Consider the following 14,946-nt stretch of genomic DNA (forward strand, 5'->3'; position numbering starts at 1 on the left):
ACGCCCCGCAGGACCTGCCGTCCCCCGACAGGCAGGTCATGGCCCGCGCAGTCCCCTCTGCGCGGGCCTTTTTGCATGCCGATCCGTGAGTGATGGTGAAACCGCTTGCCTCGACGCGCGTTGCCGGGTGCTGATGGGCTGCGGCACGGCGCCGCATCGGGCCAATTTCCGAAGGGACACTGCATGAGCGGGTTGATCGCGCTTCTTGACGACGTAGCGGCAATTTCAAAGGTGGCGGCGGCATCGATCGACGACGTGGCGGGCCAGGCGGCCAAGGCGGGCGCCAAGGCCGCGGGCGCGGTCATCGACGACGCGGCGGTGACGCCGAAATACGTCCACGGCTTCGACGCCAGCCGCGAGATCCCCATCGTCTGGAAGATCGCCCGCGGATCGCTGTTCAACAAGCTGGTGATCCTGCTGCCGGTCGCGCTGCTGCTGTCGGCCTTTGCGCCTTGGGCCATTCCGCCCCTGCTGATGCTGGGCGGCGCCTATCTGTGCTACGAGGGCGCGCACAAGGTCGCGCACCTGTTCCACAAGACCGACACCCATGACAGCGAAAAGCACACCCATCCCGATACCGACGGTGCCGCGCTGGAGGAGGCCCGCGTCGCCGGCGCCATCAAGACCGACTTCATCCTGTCGGCCGAGATCATGACCATCGCCCTGTCCACCATTCCGACCGACGACAGCCTGCTGATGAAGGCCGTCATCCTGGCGCTGGTCGCCGTGGCGATCACCGTTGCGGTCTATGGGTTCGTGGCGCTGGTGGTGAAGGCCGACGATGTCGGGGTGCACCTGGCACAGCGCCGCACCGGCGCCGTCGCCGCCCTGGGTCGCGGCATCGTCAAGGTCATGCCCGGCTTCATGAAGACACTGACCGTGGTCGGCACCGCCGCGATGATCTGGGTCGGCGGGCAGATCATCGTGCACGGCCTGGAGCAGCTGGGATGGGGCGCGCCCTATCACCTGATCCATGACTGGGCCGATGCCGCCGCCGCCGCCGTGCCCGCCGCCCCCGGCGTGGTCGCATGGGTCGTCACTGCCTTCTGCGACGGCGTCATCGGCCTGATTCTGGGACTGGCCCTGCTGCCGGTGGCGACCAAGGTCATCAACCCGATCATCGGCGCGGTGATGGGGGCATTCGCGCAACTTCGTAAAAAACCGAACGCCAACGAAACCCGTTGACCCAAACCTCCCGACGTCACAAGACTGTCACATGAGCGTTGCGATGCTGTCGTGAACTGCCGATAGGCGGGGTCAGCATCGCAACTCTGTAAGGGAGGGAAGACAACATGATCCGATACGGAACCGCATCCGCGGTGGCGCTGGTGGCGTCGCTAACTGCCGCGCAGGCAGAAACGAACATCGAATGGTGGCACGCCATGGGCGGCGAGCTGGGCGCGAAGCTGGAGGAGATCGCCCAGGGCTTCAACGACAGCCAGGACGAATACACCGTCACCCCCGCCTACAAGGGCACCTACCCCGAGACGATGACCGCCGCGATTGCCGCGTTCCGCGCGAACCAGCAGCCCGCCATCGTCCAGGTGTTCGAGGTCGGCACCGGCACCATGATGGCCGCCCAGGGCGCCATCGTCCCGGTCCACGAACTGATGGAGCAGCACGGCCAGGCCTTCGACCAGGCGGCGTTCCTGCCGGCCGTCGTCGGCTATTACACCGATGCCGACGGCAACATGCTGTCGATGCCCTTCAACAGCTCGACGCCGATCCTGTACTACAACAAGACCGTGTTCGAGAAGGCGGGCCTGGACCCGAACACCCCTCCCAAGACCTGGGCCGAGCTGGAGCAGTTCAGCAAGCAGATCATGGAATCGGGCGCCGCGACCTGCGGCTTCACCACCCAGTGGATCAGCTGGGCCCAGACCGAGAACCTGTCGGCCTGGCACAACCAGCCGATCGGCACGCTGGAGAACGGCTTTGGCGGTCTGGACGCGCGCCTGTCGCTGAACGGTCCCGTGCAGGTGAAGCACTGGGACAACCTCAAGCGCTGGTCCGACGAAGGCATCTTCAAGTACGGCGGCCCGGTGGGCGCCGACAACGCGGCCCCGATGCTGTACTCGCAGGAATGCGCGATGATGATGGGCAGCTCGGCCAGCCGTGCAGGCGTCATCGCCAACTCGACCGCGTACGAGGTCGGCTATGGCATGCTGCCCTATTACGACGACGTCGAGGGCGCACCGCAGAACTCGATCATCGGGGGCGCCTCGCTGTGGGTGCTGTCGGGCAAGACGGACGAGGAATACGCGGCGACCGCGGCGTTCTTCGAATACCTGACCCAGCCCGAGGTGCAGGCCGATTGGGCGTCCTTCACCGGCTACCTGCCCATCACCGCCGCCGCGCGTGAGCAGATGGCCGGCTATTATGCCGAGAACCCCGGCGCCGACACCGGCATCAACCAGATCACCCTGAACGAGCCGACCGAGAACTCCAAGGGTCTGCGCTTTGGCAGCTATGTCCAGATCCGCGGCATCATCGACGAAGAGTTCGAACAGCTTCTGTCGGGCGACAAGGACGCGCAGGGCGCGCTGGACGCGGTCGTCAGCCGCGGCGACGCGCTGCTGGAAGAGTTCCAGGCGCAGAACCAGTAACCGCCCCACCCCCTTCGGCCGGGGCCGCGCATCACGCGCGGCCCCGGTCTTTTCCCGTTTTCGCCCCAAGGTCCCGCGATGAAGCGCACCATTTTCCGAAACCAGCTGTTGCCATGGCTGCTGCTGGCCCCCCAGCTGATCATCACCTTCATCTTTTTCCTGTGGCCCGCCGGTCAGGCCATCCGTCAAAGCTTTCTGCGCGAGGATGCCTTCGGCACCCGGACGACCTTTGTCGGGCTGGAGAATTTCGCCCGCCTGTGGGGCAGCCCCGAATATCTCAACAGCCTGCAGGTGACGGCGGTCTTCGCCATCTCGGTCACGGTGCTGTCGATGGGGCTGTCGCTGCTGCTGGCGATCGCGGTGGACCGGATGATCCGCAGCACGCGTGTCTATACGACGCTGCTGGTCTGGCCCTATGCGGTGGCGCCTGCGGTCGCGGGCATCCTGTGGTGGTTCATCTTCAACCCGACCATCGGCATCATGCCCTATCTGCTGGGGGGCTTGGGCTATGACTGGAACCACATCCAGGACAAGGGCGACGCCATGACGCTGGTCGTCATCGCCAGCGCGTGGAAACAGATCAGCTACAACTTCCTGTTCTTCCTGGCAGGGCTGCAGGCGATCCCGGCCAGCCTGCGCGAGGCCGCGGCCATCGACGGGGCGGGTCCGGTGCGGCGGTTCTTCGACATCACCTTTCCGCTGCTGTCGCCGACGACGTTCTTCCTGCTGGTGGTCAACATCGTCTATGCGATGTTCGACACGTTCGGCGTGATCGACGCTACGACCGAGGGCGGCCCGGCACAGGCCACCAACATCATGGTCTACAAGGTCTATTTCGACGGCTTCGTCGGGCAGAACCTGGGCTCGTCCGCCGCGCAGTCGGTGGTCCTGATGGCGCTGGTCCTAGTGCTGACGGTGATCCAGTTCCGGTTCGTTGAGAAGAAGGTGGCCTACTGATGATCGAGAACCGTCCCTTCCTGAACCTGGCCGCCCACCTGACGCTGATCCTGGGCGTCTGCGTCGTGGCGCTGCCGGTCTGGGTGGCCTTCGTGGCCTCGACCCACAGCGCGACCGCCTTCATGTCGGGCACCATCCCGATGTGGCCGGGCGACCAGATGATCCAGAACTACAGCCAGATGCTGGGCGCGGGCGTGTCCACCAGCGGCACGCCCCCGGTCGGCGTGATGATGTTCAACAGCCTGGTCATGGCGCTGGCCATCGCCATCGGCAAGATCGTCATCTCGGTCCTGTCGGCCTTCGCGGTGGTCTATTTCCGCTTTCCGCTGCGCGGTCTGGCCTTCTGGTGCATCTTCATCACCCTGATGCTGCCGGTCGAGGTGCGCATCGTGCCCACCTTCCAGGTGGTCGCCGACTTGGGCATGCTGAACAGCTATGCCGGCCTGTCGATCCCGCTGATCGCGTCGGCCACGGCCACGTTCCTGTTCCGCCAGGTCTTCCTGACCATCCCGGACGAGCTGACCGAGGCCGCCCGCATCGACGGCGCCGGGCCCATGAAGTTCTTTCGCGACATCCTGCTGCCTTTGTCGCGCACCAATATCGCAGCCCTGTTCGTGATCCTGTTCATCTATGGCTGGAACCAGTATCTCTGGCCGCTGCTGATCACGACCAGTTCGGATTATTACACCATCGTTGCGGGGATCAAGCGCATGGCGGATGCCGTGGACGGTCTGCCGCAATGGCACCTGGTCATGGCGACCGCGATGCTGGCGATGATCCCACCCGTGATCGTGGTGGTCGCCATGCAGCGCCTGTTCGTCAAAGGTCTTGTCGAGACGGAGAAATAAGATGGCATCCATCACCCTCAACAATGTCGGCAAGGTCTATGCCGGCGGCGCCCGCGCCGTGGGCGGCGTCAATATCGACATCGCGGATGGCGAATTCCTGGTCCTGGTCGGCCCGTCGGGCTGCGGAAAATCCACGCTGCTGCGCATGGTCGCGGGGCTGGAGAGCATCACCGAGGGCGAGGTCCGGATCGGCGACCGCGTGGTCAACGAGATCGAGCCCGCCGATCGCGACATCGCCATGGTGTTCCAGAACTATGCCCTGTACCCGCACATGTCGGTGCGCCAGAACCTGGCATACGGCCTGAAGAACCGCGGCACCCCCAAGGCCGAGATCGAGCGGCGCGTGGGAATCGCCTCGGACATCCTGCAGATCGGCCCGTTCCTGGACCGCAAGCCGCGCGCCCTTTCGGGCGGCCAGCGTCAGCGCGTCGCCATGGGCCGCGCCATCGTGCGCGAACCGGCCGCGTTTCTCTTCGACGAGCCGCTGTCGAACCTGGACGCGAAACTGCGCGTCGCCATGCGCCTTGAGATCAAGGAGCTGCAGAAGCGCCTGCGCACGACCTCGATCTATGTGACCCATGACCAGCTGGAGGCGATGACGCTGGCCGACCGGCTGGTGGTGCTGAACGGCGGGCAAATCGAACAGATCGGCACGCCGCTGGAGGTCTATCGCCGCCCGGCATCGGCCTTCGTCGCCAGCTTCATCGGCAGTCCGGCCATGAACCTGATCGAGGCCAGCGCCGTCCCGCACCTGCCCGGAACCGGGCATGCGGGCCATGTGGGCATCCGCCCCGAGGATCTGAGCGTCACCGCCGACGGCCCGATCGAGATGTCGGTGCTGGCGGTCGAGGAACTGGGCGCGCAGCGGCTGGTCCACGGCAAGACCGGCGATGCCCGCATCACCATCACCCTGCCGTCCGATGCCCCCCTGTCCGATCACATGCGCCTGTCCTATCGCCCCGGCGGGCTGCACCTGTTCGACAAGGTCAGCGGCAAGCGCATGGACTGACGTGAATGAAACGTGAACATCCGACACTTGCGGGTCGGGCGTTCCGTGCTACCTTGGGGTGAACCAACGCGGAAAGGTCGCCCCATGTGCCTGTCGTTCGGCTGCTCTCACCACAATCCCATCGCCTGCATTGTGCCGCCCTATATGCTGCGGGTGCTGGCGCTGCGCGGCGATCCCGCCACCGCCGACATGGCCCGCACGCTGCTGCGCCATGACGAACAGCTGCGCGAGGAGCGCGCGGCCTGGGCCAGCCTGCCGCCCGCGCCGCAGGGCATCGCCCCCGATCCCGACCTGTGCTGCCCCGACCGCCGCATCCATGACGGTGAATTCCGCGCCGCCCTTCCCGGCCGCCTGGTCCGGGCCGAGGGCGACGCGCCGTCCGGCATCGCGGATGCCGACCTGGCCTATGACAGCGCCGGCCAGGTCTTCGCGATGTTCGCCGAGGAATACGGCCGCAATTCGCTGGACGGACGCGGCATGCCGCTGGTGGCGACGGTCCAGCACCGCCGCAACTACAACAACGCCTTCTGGGACGGGCAGCAGATGGCCTATGGCACGGGCGACGGCAAGATCTTCCGGACCTTCCTGCAGCTGTCGGTCATCGCGCATGAGATGACCCATGGTGTCATCCAGCATTCCGGCGGGCTGATCTACGAGAACCAGTCCGGCGCGCTGAACGAACATGTGGCCGACGTCTTCGGCGCGCTGGCCGAACAGCGCGTGCTGGGCCAGACCGCGCATCAGGCCGACTGGTTGATCGGGCGCGGCATCCTGGGCGCGGGCATCAACGGCGTGGCGCTGCGCAGCATGAAGGCACCGGGCACGGCCTATGCCGACGATCTGCTGGGCACCGATCCCCAGCCCTGGCACATGGATCAGTTCAACACCACGACCGACGACAATGGCGGCGTGCACATCAATTCGGGCATTCCGAACCATGCCTTCTACCTGTTCTGCAGCTATCTGGGCGGCAACGCGTGGGAGCTGCCGGGCCGCATCTGGTACCGGACGCTGCAGGACCTGAACAATCCGATGGCCAGCTTTTCCGATTTCGCCGACCAGACCCTGCGCAGCGCGGCGGCACTGGCGGGCGCGGGCAGCCAACAGGCGCTGCTGCTACGGCGCGCGTGGAAACTTGTGGGAATCGCGGTCTGATCCTATGATCCGCGGACCGGAGGACCGCATGATCATAGAGATCCGCAGCCATGGCGGCTTTGGCGGCATCACTGCCGCCACCTCGCGCCGCATCGACACCGACGCCCAACCCGAACCCCGGGCGCAGGAACTGTGCGCGGCCTTCCACCCCAAGGCATTGGCCGACATGGCGGCCACCCCCTGTCCCGGCTGCCCGGACCGGATGCGCTATGCGATCACCGTGACGGACGCGACCGGCCCGCACGCCATCACTCTTTCTGAGGGTCAGATGCCCCCCGAGATGCTGGACCTGCTGGACGATCTTTAGATCCAGCCCTTCCAACGCAGGAACAGCCATGTCCCCAGGGTCGTCCCGCCCATCAGGATCAGGGCAAAGGCATAGCCCCAGGGTTCGTCCAACTCCGGCATGTTTGTGAAGTTCATCCCATAGACGCTGGCGATCAGCGTCGGCGGCAGGAACAGCGCCGCGACGACCGACAGGATGCGGACCGTGTTGTTCTGTTGCAGGTTGATCAGGCCAAGCGTGGTGTCCACCGCCAGGCTGACCCGCCCGCCCAGGAAATCGGCATGCACCTCCAGCGCCTGGATGTCGCGCATCTGGGCACGGGTGGCGGCACGCAGGCGGCCCTCCTCGGGGCGGTCCTCCAGCGTGGCGGTATAGAACGCTTGCATCCGCTCGACCGTCAGCAGGGCCAGGCGGACGCGCGCCATCGTCTCGGCCTCGCGTCCGACATCCTGCAGCGCGGCCTGCAACCGGTCCGAGGCCGCGGCGACCGCGCGGCGTTCGAACACCGCGGCGGTGGTCTGGTCCAGCGTGCGGCCGGCCCCTTCCAGGATGTCGGCCAGCCGGGCGATGATCTCCTCGACAAGGCCCAGGAACAGGCGGTCGGGCGTGCCGCAGCCCAGGGTCGAGCGTTCGGCGCGTTCGGGATAGGTCAGGAACGGCCGCGGCGAATGGTGGCGCACTGTCACCAGCCGGTCCGTCGACAGGATGAACGTCACCGGCATCGAGATCCGGTCACCCCCGGCGCGCTCTCCCGGCAGCATCGCGGTCATGTAGTCCAGCCCGTCCTCGCGATAGAGGCGGTTGGACAGCTCGATCTCCTCCATCTCGGCCAGGCTGGGAACAGGCACGCCAAGCACGCGCAGCTGCGCGATCTCGGCGTCGTTCGGCTGGATCAGGTCGATCCATGCCGCGTCCGCGACATCGCGTTCTGCGGCAAGGCGCACCAGGCGACCGTTCTCGATGGAATAGGCGTAATACATGCGACGCTCCGGTCGGTTCGCCCCCGTGGTGCCCTACCGCGGACAAACGATCAAGCGGATGTGGAAAGGGGCGCCCCGGATGGGACGCCCCTTACTGGCGGTTGCGGCAGGGCGATCACTTGTCGCGATAGTAATCGTCGATTTCGCGGTCGGCCTCGTCCTTGGTCCAGCCGTATTTTTCCTGCAGCTTGCCGGCCAGCTTGTCCTTGTTGCCGTCGATCTGATCCAGCTCGTCGTCGGTCAGTTCGCCCCATTTGACCTTGGTCGCGCCTTTCAGCTGCTTCCATTTGCCTTCGATGATATCCCAGTTCATTTCCGCCTCCTTTTCAGACGTTCATATGCCGGAATAACGCCCGCAGCCGTGGCAGGTTCCTAGCGGACAAGGTCGGGCGGCACGCCGCCGTCCATATGGGCCTGCAGGTTCGCCAGCGCGCGCAGGCCCATGCGGGTGCGCGTGTCGTCGGTGGCCGTTCCCAGATGCGGCAGCAGCGTGGCATTGGGGGCATCCCGCAGGGCGTGGGGCACATGAGGCTCTTGCGCATAGACATCCAGGCCCGCGCCCGCGATGCGGCCGTCCACCAGGGCTGCGATCAAGGCGTCCTCGTCCACCACGTCGCCGCGGGCGATGTTGACCAGCACGCCTTGGGGACCCAGGGCCTCCAGTTCGGCCGCGCCGATCAGGCCGCGCGTGGCCGCACCCCCCGGCACGGCGATCACCGCCACGTCGCAGGCCGCCAGCATGGCGCGCAGATCACCGATCTGCCGGGCCGGAAAGTCCAGCCCCGCGACGGTCGAGCGGTTGAAGAACACCACTTCCATCCCGAAGCCCAGATGCGCGCGCCGCGCGATGGCCTGACCGATCCGGCCCATGCCGACGATGCCCAGGGTGCGGCCCGACATCTCCGCGCCCAGCAGTTGCGTGGGGTTCCACCCGGTCCAGCCGCCCGCCCGCAGCAGGCGTTCGCCCTCGGACGCGCGGCGCAGCACCATCAGCATCAGCGTCAGCGCGATGTCGGCGGTGGCGTCCGTCACCACGTCGGGCGTGTTCGTGACCGCCACACCGGCGGCGCGGGCAGCGGCGATGTCGATATGGTTGAACCCCGCACCGAAATTGGCCAGCAGCCTGCAGCGCAGATCGCCCTGGAAGGCCTCGGCCCCGAACGCATCGCCAAGCGTCGGGATGATCGCGTCATAATCGCGCATCGCCTGGCCTGCCTGATCGACGGTCAGGGGCGTGTTGTCGCGGAATATCGCGTCGCAGGCCGCGCGGATGGCGGCGGTGGCGCGGTCGGTCATCGGGCGGGTGACAAGAACCTTCAATAGAGACGGCCTCCGTTGGGGACGGTCAGGTCCGGGCGGATCAGCACGACCTCTCCGTCGGGGTCGGGCACGCCCAGGACCAGCACCTCGGACATGACGGGGCCGATCTGGCGGGGCGGAAAGTTCACGACGCACAGCACCTGCGTGCCGACCAGCGTCTGAGGATCATAATGACGGGTGATCTGGGCCGAAGACTTGCGCTCTCCCAGATCGCCCAGATCCAGCCACAGCTTGATCGCGGGCTTGCGCGCCTCGGGGAAGGGTTCGGCGCGGGTGATGGTGCCGACGCGGATGTCGACCTTCAGGAAATCGTCAAAGGTGATCATCCGCGACCCAGTTCCCGCCCGCGTTCGGTCGCGGCCGCCACGGTGCGGACCATCAGCGGCGTCAGGCCCGCATCGTCGTCCATCAGCACCGCCAGCCCCGCCGCGGTCGTCCCGTTGGGAGAGGTCACGTTGCGGCGCAGCACGGCCGGGTCCTCGTCCGCATGGACGGCCAGCGCACCGGCGCCGGCCACGGTCATGCGCGCCAGTTCCAGCGACAGCGCGGGCGACAGGCCCTGCGCCGCGCCCGCGGCGGCCATCGCCTCGATCAGGTGGAACACATAGGCCGGGCCGCTGCCCGACAGGCCGGTGACGGCGTCCATCTGGCCCTCATGCTCCAGCCGGACGACGCGGCCCACGGCGCGCATCAGCGCCTCGGCCAGGTCTAGATGCGCGGGCGTTGCGGCACCGTTGCCGATCATCGCGGAAATGCCCTGACCGATGGCCGCGGGCGTGTTGGGCATCACCCGGATCACGGGGGCGCCGGGAAAGGCCGCCTCGAAGGTCGCGATGGTGGTGCCCGCCGCGACCGATATCACCAGGCTGCCCGACAGGTCCGGCATCGCGGCCAGCGCGCCGCCCATCATCTGCGGCTTGACCGCCAGCACGACCACGGCCGGATCAGCCGGCAGGTCCGCATTCACGCGCAACCCGCGGTCCTGCCATTCGGGTGCCAGGTTCGGGTCGATGACCGTGACCGCGCCCGCGTCCAGCCCGCGCGCCAGCCACCCCTGCAGCATCGCCCCGCCCATGCGGCCGCATCCGACCAGGACCAGTCCGCGCGCGTTGATGTCGTCGAAATCGTTCATATCAGGCCCGTCCGTAGGTTTCGCCCAAGGCAATCTCCAGCGCCGCGGCGGGCGAGGTGCCGCCCCACCCGGCCAACTGGAACGAAGGATAGAACCGCTCGCACGCGGCCAGGGCGGTGCCGATCATCCGGTCCACCTGTTCGGGCGACGCGATCGCGTCCCCCGCCAGCACCAGCCCGTACCGCCAGACCATCTGTCGCTGCGGCGCGCAGAAAGTGAAGGCCCCGTCCCAGACTCGGTCGTTGGCCAGGTTGATCGTCTGATAAATCGCCGGCATGCGGTCCGCCGGCGGGTCCATGTCGAAGCTGCAGATCAGCCGCAGGACCGCGTCGCGGGGCGACCATGCCAGGGTCAGCGCATAGCGGCGCCACTGGCCGTCCACATCCATGACGATCTGATCCTCGGCCAGGCGGTCGAACTCCCAGGCATGGTGGGTGGCCACGGCCTCGACGATGTCGATGGGGTGGATGTCGTCGATGCGCATGGAGGAATCGATCTGCGTCATGGTCTGCCTGTGGCTGCGGTCTTGCGCCGCGGTGGTCCTTGGGTGGCCACACAACACCGGGGGTCGGCGGCCATGGCGCTTACAACATATCGTGGTCGGCTTTACCACTGGTGTAAAGTCCGAATTGCCCCCGCGGCGGTGGTGTCCTAGCAGGGGCGGACAGGACCAAGGGGGCGGCATGGCACGCGATCACGGCGGCAATCTGGATGCGGCGCAGGCACGTTTCGGCACGGGCCACTGGATCGACCTGTCGACCGGCATCAACCGCAGGCCCTGGCCGGTCCAGCCCCTGTCGGACACGGCCTTTCGCGCGCTGCCGATGGCCAGGGCGGAACGGGCGCTGATCCGCGTCGCCGCAGAATGGTTCGGCTGCGCGGACGACCATGTCCTGCCGATGGCGGGGGCCACGGCGGCGATCCAGTTGGTGCCGCGCCTGCGGCCCGCGGGCCACGCGGCGGTGCTGACGCCCAGCTACAACGAATATGCGGCCAGCCTGACCGCCGCGGGCTGGCGTGTCACCCCCGCCCCCGACCTGGACAGGATGGATGGCGCCGACCTGGCCGTCGTCGTGAACCCCAACAACCCCGACGGGCGGGAATGGTCGCCCCTGGTCCTGGCCGCGCTGGCACGGCGGGTCGGCCTGCTGATCGTCGACGAAAGTTTCGCGGATGCGCGCCCCGACCTGTCGCTGGCCCGGTCCCTGCCCGCCAATGCGGTGGTGCTGCGCAGCTTTGGCAAGTTCTGGGGTCTGGCCGGGCTGCGGCTTGGCTTTGCGCTGGCGGACCCGGCCCTGCTGTCGCCGCTGCGCGAGGCCGCGGGCCCCTGGTCCGTCAGCGGCCCCGCACTGGAGATCGCGACCGCCGCCATGGCCGACCGGACCTGGGCCGACCACACCGTCACCTATCACGCCGAAGCCGCGCTGAACCTGGACCGGCTGGCCGCGCGCGCGGGCTGGCGGCCCCTGGGCGGGACGCATCTGTTCCGTCTGTACGACACGCCGGACGCGCAGGCGGCCCAGGACACGCTGGCCCGCGCACATGTCTGGACCCGGCGCTTTCCCTATTCGGACCGCTGGCTGCGGCTTGGCATTCCCGGCAGCCGGGACGAGTTCGCCCGCGTCGGGCAGGCCCTGACCGGCTAGCGCTTGCGCAGGAATTCCGTGCGCAGGACCAGGCCCCTGATGCCGTCGTGGCGACAGTCGACCTCTGCCGGGTCGTCGGTCAGGCGGATGCCGCGGATCACGGTGCCCTGCTTGATCACGGTGCTGCTGCCCTTGACCTTCAGGTCCTTGATGACGACCACCTGGTCGCCGTCGGCCAGCGGCGTGCCCGCGCTGTCGCGCACGATGCCGGCGGCGGCGGCCTCGGCCGCGACCTCGGCGGCGGGGCGCCATTCTCCCGTGGCCTCGTCATAGACATAGTCGTCATCGGCCATGGTCTGCCCTTTCGCGGCTGGCGGCGCAGGGTGCCGCCCGTCACGCCTTAGGCCGCAGGGGCGGGCCGCGCAACCTCTGGCGCAGGGCGCGGGGTTTGGCCATGATGGGCCTGCGAAAAGGATGCCCCCGATGATGCGACTTGCCCTGTTCCTGACGATGCTGGCCGCCCCCGCGGCCTTGGCCGACGCACCGCTGATGGTGCTGGACCGCACGCAGCTGCCGTTCGACCTGGGGCCCGGGAACCCCGCCAACAGCCCCGCGCGGCCGGGCAATGCACCCCATGCGGCCTGGAACTCGGCCGGAAACACCGCGAACGCGCCGACCGCACCGGGCAACCGCCCCACCGACCGCGTGAACGAGGGGCGGGTGATCTTCACCTCGGACGGGTCGGTCGTGGGCTATTACGCGCCGAACGCGGTCGGGGTGCTGAACCTGTTCGACACCCAAGGCCGGCGCATCGCCTATCGCCCGGCGCGGGGCACGAAAAGCCTGTTCACCGTGCAGGGCGCCTGGTGCGGCACGGTCGACGGGCTGCGCGACGGCAGTCTGGTGCTGGCGGTCACGCCCGATTGCGCGCGCCAGTTCATGCGCTGACACCCTATCGTCACATTCCGTCCCTAGACCGCAGCAAAGCCACCGGAGACGCAGATGAACGACTACAAGGACTGGCTGCAGGCAGAACTGCAGGAGACCCTGGACGAGGATATCGAACTGGAGATGGAGGACGCCGCCCTGTCGGCCGAAATCCGGCGCATCTATCGCAGCCACCATCCCGACCAGATGGACCGCAAGCTGTATTTCCGCGAACTGCTGCGCCTTCAATCTGAACTGATCCGCCTTCAGGACTGGGTCAGCCACAACAACGAACGCGTCGTCGTGCTGTTCGAGGGGCGCGACAGCGCCGGCAAGGGCGGCGCCATCAAGCGCATCACGCAGCGGCTGAACCCGCGCGTGGCCCGCGTCGTCGCCCTGCCCGCCCCGTCCGACCGGGAAAAGACGCAGTGGTACTTCCAGCGCTATGTGCCTCATCTGCCGGCGGGAGGAGAGTTCGTGCTGTTCGACCGCAGCTGGTACAACCGTGCGGGCGTGGAACGCGTCATGGGCTTTGCCACCGAGGATCAGGTCGAACAGTTCTTCCAGGACGTGCCCGAATTCGAACGCATGCTGGTCCGGTCGGGCATCAGGCTGGTGAAGTACTGGTTCTCGATCACGGACGAGGAGCAGCAGATGCGGTTCCAGATGCGCATCCACGACCCCCTCAAGCAGTGGAAGCTGTCGCCCATGGACCTGCAGTCCCGCGTCCGGTGGGAGGCCTATACCAAGGCCAAGGAGGACATGTTCGAACGCACGAACATCCCCGAGGCGCCTTGGTACATCGTGCCCGGCAATGACAAGAAGCGCGCGCGTCTGAACTGCATCGACCACCTGCTGGGCCTGATCCCCTATGGCGACGTGGACCACGAACAGATCACCCTGCCCGACCGCGTCTTCAACCCCGATTATGAGCGCGACGCGGTCCCCCGCGAGCTGTATGTTCCGCAAAAATACTGAACCGGGGCGATGATGCTGGAATATCATGTCTATGACGTCTTCACCGACCGGCCCTTTGCGGGCAATCCGCTGGCCGTGGTCATGGGGGCCGATGCGCTGAGCACGCGGCAGATGCAGACCATCGCCCGCCAGTTCAACCTGTCCGAGACGATCTTCGTCATGGCCCCGCGCGATCCCGCGCACCGCGCCCGCGTCCGCATCTTCCTGCCGCTGGCAGAGATCCCCTTCGCGGGTCACCCTACCATCGGCTGCGCGCTGCACCTGTCGGCGGGCGACGGCGATCTGGTGCTGGAGGAGGAGGCCGGGCCGGTCCCGGTGACCATCCGCGACGGCCTGGCCGAATTCGCGGCCCCCGTGCTGCCGCAGCTGGGCGATGCGGTTGCCGCTGACCTGGCGGCGGCGGGCCTGGGCCTCGGCGCGGATCAGGTGGGTTTCGACACGCACCGCCCGGTCGTGGCCCATGCGGGTCCGGCCTTCATCTTCTTGCCGCTGCGCGACGCGCAGGCCCTGGCGGATGCCCGCCCGGCCGGGGCCGCATTCGAGGCGCTGACGGCACGGGTCGGCAAGGTCTATGCCTATGCCCCCGACGGCGCAGGGTTTCGCGCGCGCATGTTCGCCCCCGGCAGCGGCGTCCCCGAGGACCCCGCCACCGGATCGGCCACCGCGACCCTGGCCGCCCCCCTGCTGGCCGCAGGCGTCCTGCCCGAGGGAGAGACGCGCCTGTCCCTGCGCCAGGGGGTCGAGATGGGGCGCCCGTCGCAGCTGGGCCTGCGCATCGCCGTCAAGGGCGGCGCGCTGGCGCAGGTCTGCGTGTCCGGCCGTGCCGTTCCCGTGGCCCAAGGCCGCATCCGCATTCCGGAGGACACATGACCAAGGCCTATTGGATCGCCCATGTGACGATCGACGACCCCGACGCCTATGACGCCTATCGCCGGGCCAATGCCGCGCCCTTTGCCGAATACGGCGCGCGCTTCCTGGTGCGCGGTGGCGCGCAGCAGGTGGTCGAGGGCCATGCCCGCCCCCGCAGCGTCGTGATCGAGTTCCCGTCGCTGGAGGCGGCGCAAGCCTGTTACGACAGTCCCGGCTATCAGGCGGCCAAGGCGCTGCGCGAGCCGGTCTCTGCCGCAGATGTGATCATCGTCGAGGGCTGGCCCGGCTAGAC

General features: G+C 67.6%; 19 protein-coding genes. 12 read left to right on the forward strand and 7 right to left on the reverse strand.

Annotated elements, in window-relative coordinates; translation table 11 throughout:
* Nucleotides 1-183: 183 nt before the first annotated feature.
* The 7 genes from PRL19_RS00415 (at nt 184) to PRL19_RS00445 (ending at nt 6,882) form a co-directional block, all read left to right on the forward strand.
* Nucleotides 184-1,185 (forward strand): DUF808 domain-containing protein, encoded by a 1,002-nt coding sequence (locus tag PRL19_RS00415; RefSeq protein ID WP_273743552.1) that lies wholly within the window; start codon nt 184-186, stop codon nt 1,183-1,185.
* Between the two features lie 107 nt (nt 1,186-1,292).
* Nucleotides 1,293-2,606 carry a sn-glycerol-3-phosphate ABC transporter substrate-binding protein UgpB gene (gene ugpB, locus PRL19_RS00420; protein ID WP_273743553.1) on the forward strand — a complete coding sequence of 438 codons (1,314 nt, stop codon included), beginning with the start codon at nt 1,293-1,295 and terminating at the stop codon, nt 2,604-2,606.
* A gap of 78 nt (nt 2,607-2,684) precedes the next feature.
* A complete protein-coding gene (ugpA, locus tag PRL19_RS00425) occupies nt 2,685-3,563 on the forward strand; it encodes a sn-glycerol-3-phosphate ABC transporter permease UgpA (protein WP_045981620.1) in 879 nt (292 codons plus the stop codon).
* A complete protein-coding gene (gene ugpE, locus PRL19_RS00430) occupies nt 3,563-4,411 on the forward strand; it encodes a sn-glycerol-3-phosphate ABC transporter permease UgpE (RefSeq protein ID WP_046000989.1) in 849 nt (282 codons plus the stop codon). Before ugpA ends, ugpE begins: the two co-directional genes overlap by 1 nt.
* A gap of 1 nt (nt 4,412) precedes the next feature.
* Nucleotides 4,413-5,420 carry a sn-glycerol-3-phosphate import ATP-binding protein UgpC gene (locus tag PRL19_RS00435; protein WP_045981622.1) on the forward strand — a complete coding sequence of 336 codons (1,008 nt, stop codon included), beginning with the start codon at nt 4,413-4,415 and terminating at the stop codon, nt 5,418-5,420.
* A gap of 84 nt (nt 5,421-5,504) precedes the next feature.
* Nucleotides 5,505-6,575: a M4 family metallopeptidase gene (locus PRL19_RS00440; protein WP_046000990.1), complete on the forward strand. Its 1,071-nt coding sequence runs from the start codon at nt 5,505-5,507 to the stop codon at nt 6,573-6,575.
* A 28-nt stretch (nt 6,576-6,603) separates the two neighbouring features.
* Complete coding sequence (locus tag PRL19_RS00445; RefSeq protein WP_045981624.1) at nt 6,604-6,882, forward strand: protealysin inhibitor emfourin; 279 nt, start codon at nt 6,604-6,606, stop codon at nt 6,880-6,882.
* Here the strand turns inward: PRL19_RS00445 and PRL19_RS00450 are convergent.
* From PRL19_RS00450 to PRL19_RS00475, 6 genes are all read right to left on the reverse strand, one after another.
* Nucleotides 6,879-7,841 (reverse strand): magnesium transporter CorA family protein, encoded by a 963-nt coding sequence (locus PRL19_RS00450; RefSeq protein ID WP_045981625.1) that lies wholly within the window; start codon nt 7,839-7,841, stop codon nt 6,879-6,881. The two genes, PRL19_RS00445 and PRL19_RS00450, sit on opposite strands and share 4 nt — an antisense overlap.
* 115 nt (nt 7,842-7,956) lie before the next feature.
* Nucleotides 7,957-8,154: a CsbD family protein gene (locus PRL19_RS00455; RefSeq protein WP_046000993.1), complete on the reverse strand. Its 198-nt coding sequence runs from the start codon at nt 8,152-8,154 to the stop codon at nt 7,957-7,959.
* A 59-nt stretch (nt 8,155-8,213) separates the two neighbouring features.
* Nucleotides 8,214-9,161 carry a 2-hydroxyacid dehydrogenase gene (locus PRL19_RS00460; protein ID WP_273743554.1) on the reverse strand — a complete coding sequence of 316 codons (948 nt, stop codon included), beginning with the start codon at nt 9,159-9,161 and terminating at the stop codon, nt 8,214-8,216.
* Nucleotides 9,158-9,487, reverse strand: a complete 330-nt coding sequence (locus PRL19_RS00465; protein WP_194885810.1) for a tRNA-binding protein — start codon at nt 9,485-9,487, stop codon at nt 9,158-9,160. Before PRL19_RS00465 ends, PRL19_RS00460 begins: the two co-directional genes overlap by 4 nt.
* Entirely contained in the window at nt 9,484-10,293 is an 810-nt protein-coding gene (gene proC / locus PRL19_RS00470) for a pyrroline-5-carboxylate reductase (RefSeq protein ID WP_273743555.1), read from the reverse strand. The genes PRL19_RS00465 and proC overlap by 4 nt, the downstream gene beginning before the upstream one ends.
* A 1-nt stretch (nt 10,294) precedes the next feature.
* Complete coding sequence (locus PRL19_RS00475; RefSeq protein ID WP_273743556.1) at nt 10,295-10,798, reverse strand: type III secretion system chaperone family protein; 504 nt, start codon at nt 10,796-10,798, stop codon at nt 10,295-10,297.
* Nucleotides 10,799-10,976: 178 nt separating this feature from the next.
* Here PRL19_RS00475 and cobD point away from each other — a divergent pair, with 178 nt between their 5' ends.
* The gene (cobD, locus tag PRL19_RS00480) at nt 10,977-11,939 is read left to right on the forward strand and encodes a threonine-phosphate decarboxylase CobD (RefSeq protein WP_273743557.1); all 963 of its coding nucleotides are present in this window, start codon (nt 10,977-10,979) and stop codon (nt 11,937-11,939) included.
* On the opposite strand, the gene PRL19_RS00485 is transcribed toward cobD, so the two are convergent.
* Nucleotides 11,936-12,232: an alkylphosphonate utilization protein gene (locus tag PRL19_RS00485; RefSeq protein WP_045981632.1), complete on the reverse strand. Its 297-nt coding sequence runs from the start codon at nt 12,230-12,232 to the stop codon at nt 11,936-11,938. The genes cobD and PRL19_RS00485 overlap by 4 nt on opposite strands.
* 130 nt (nt 12,233-12,362) lie before the next feature.
* Between PRL19_RS00485 and PRL19_RS00490 the strand changes: the two genes are divergently transcribed.
* Genes PRL19_RS00490 through PRL19_RS00505 form a run of 4 tightly spaced genes read left to right on the forward strand, consistent with a single transcriptional unit; the run spans nt 12,363 to nt 14,944 of the window.
* The gene (locus tag PRL19_RS00490; protein ID WP_064503567.1) at nt 12,363-12,827 is read left to right on the forward strand and encodes a hypothetical protein; all 465 of its coding nucleotides are present in this window, start codon (nt 12,363-12,365) and stop codon (nt 12,825-12,827) included.
* A gap of 54 nt (nt 12,828-12,881) precedes the next feature.
* Nucleotides 12,882-13,784 carry a polyphosphate kinase 2 gene (gene ppk2 / locus PRL19_RS00495; protein ID WP_273743558.1) on the forward strand — a complete coding sequence of 301 codons (903 nt, stop codon included), beginning with the start codon at nt 12,882-12,884 and terminating at the stop codon, nt 13,782-13,784.
* Nucleotides 13,785-13,793: 9 nt separating this feature from the next.
* Entirely contained in the window at nt 13,794-14,654 is an 861-nt protein-coding gene (locus PRL19_RS00500) for a PhzF family phenazine biosynthesis protein (RefSeq protein WP_273743559.1), read from the forward strand.
* Nucleotides 14,651-14,944: a DUF1330 domain-containing protein gene (locus PRL19_RS00505; protein ID WP_046001001.1), complete on the forward strand. Its 294-nt coding sequence runs from the start codon at nt 14,651-14,653 to the stop codon at nt 14,942-14,944. Before PRL19_RS00500 ends, PRL19_RS00505 begins: the two co-directional genes overlap by 4 nt.
* Nucleotides 14,945-14,946 lie beyond the last annotated feature (2 nt).

Origin of the sequence: Paracoccus marcusii (genome assembly GCF_028621715.1) — a bacterium.
Classification (GTDB): domain Bacteria; phylum Pseudomonadota; class Alphaproteobacteria; order Rhodobacterales; family Rhodobacteraceae; genus Paracoccus; species Paracoccus marcusii.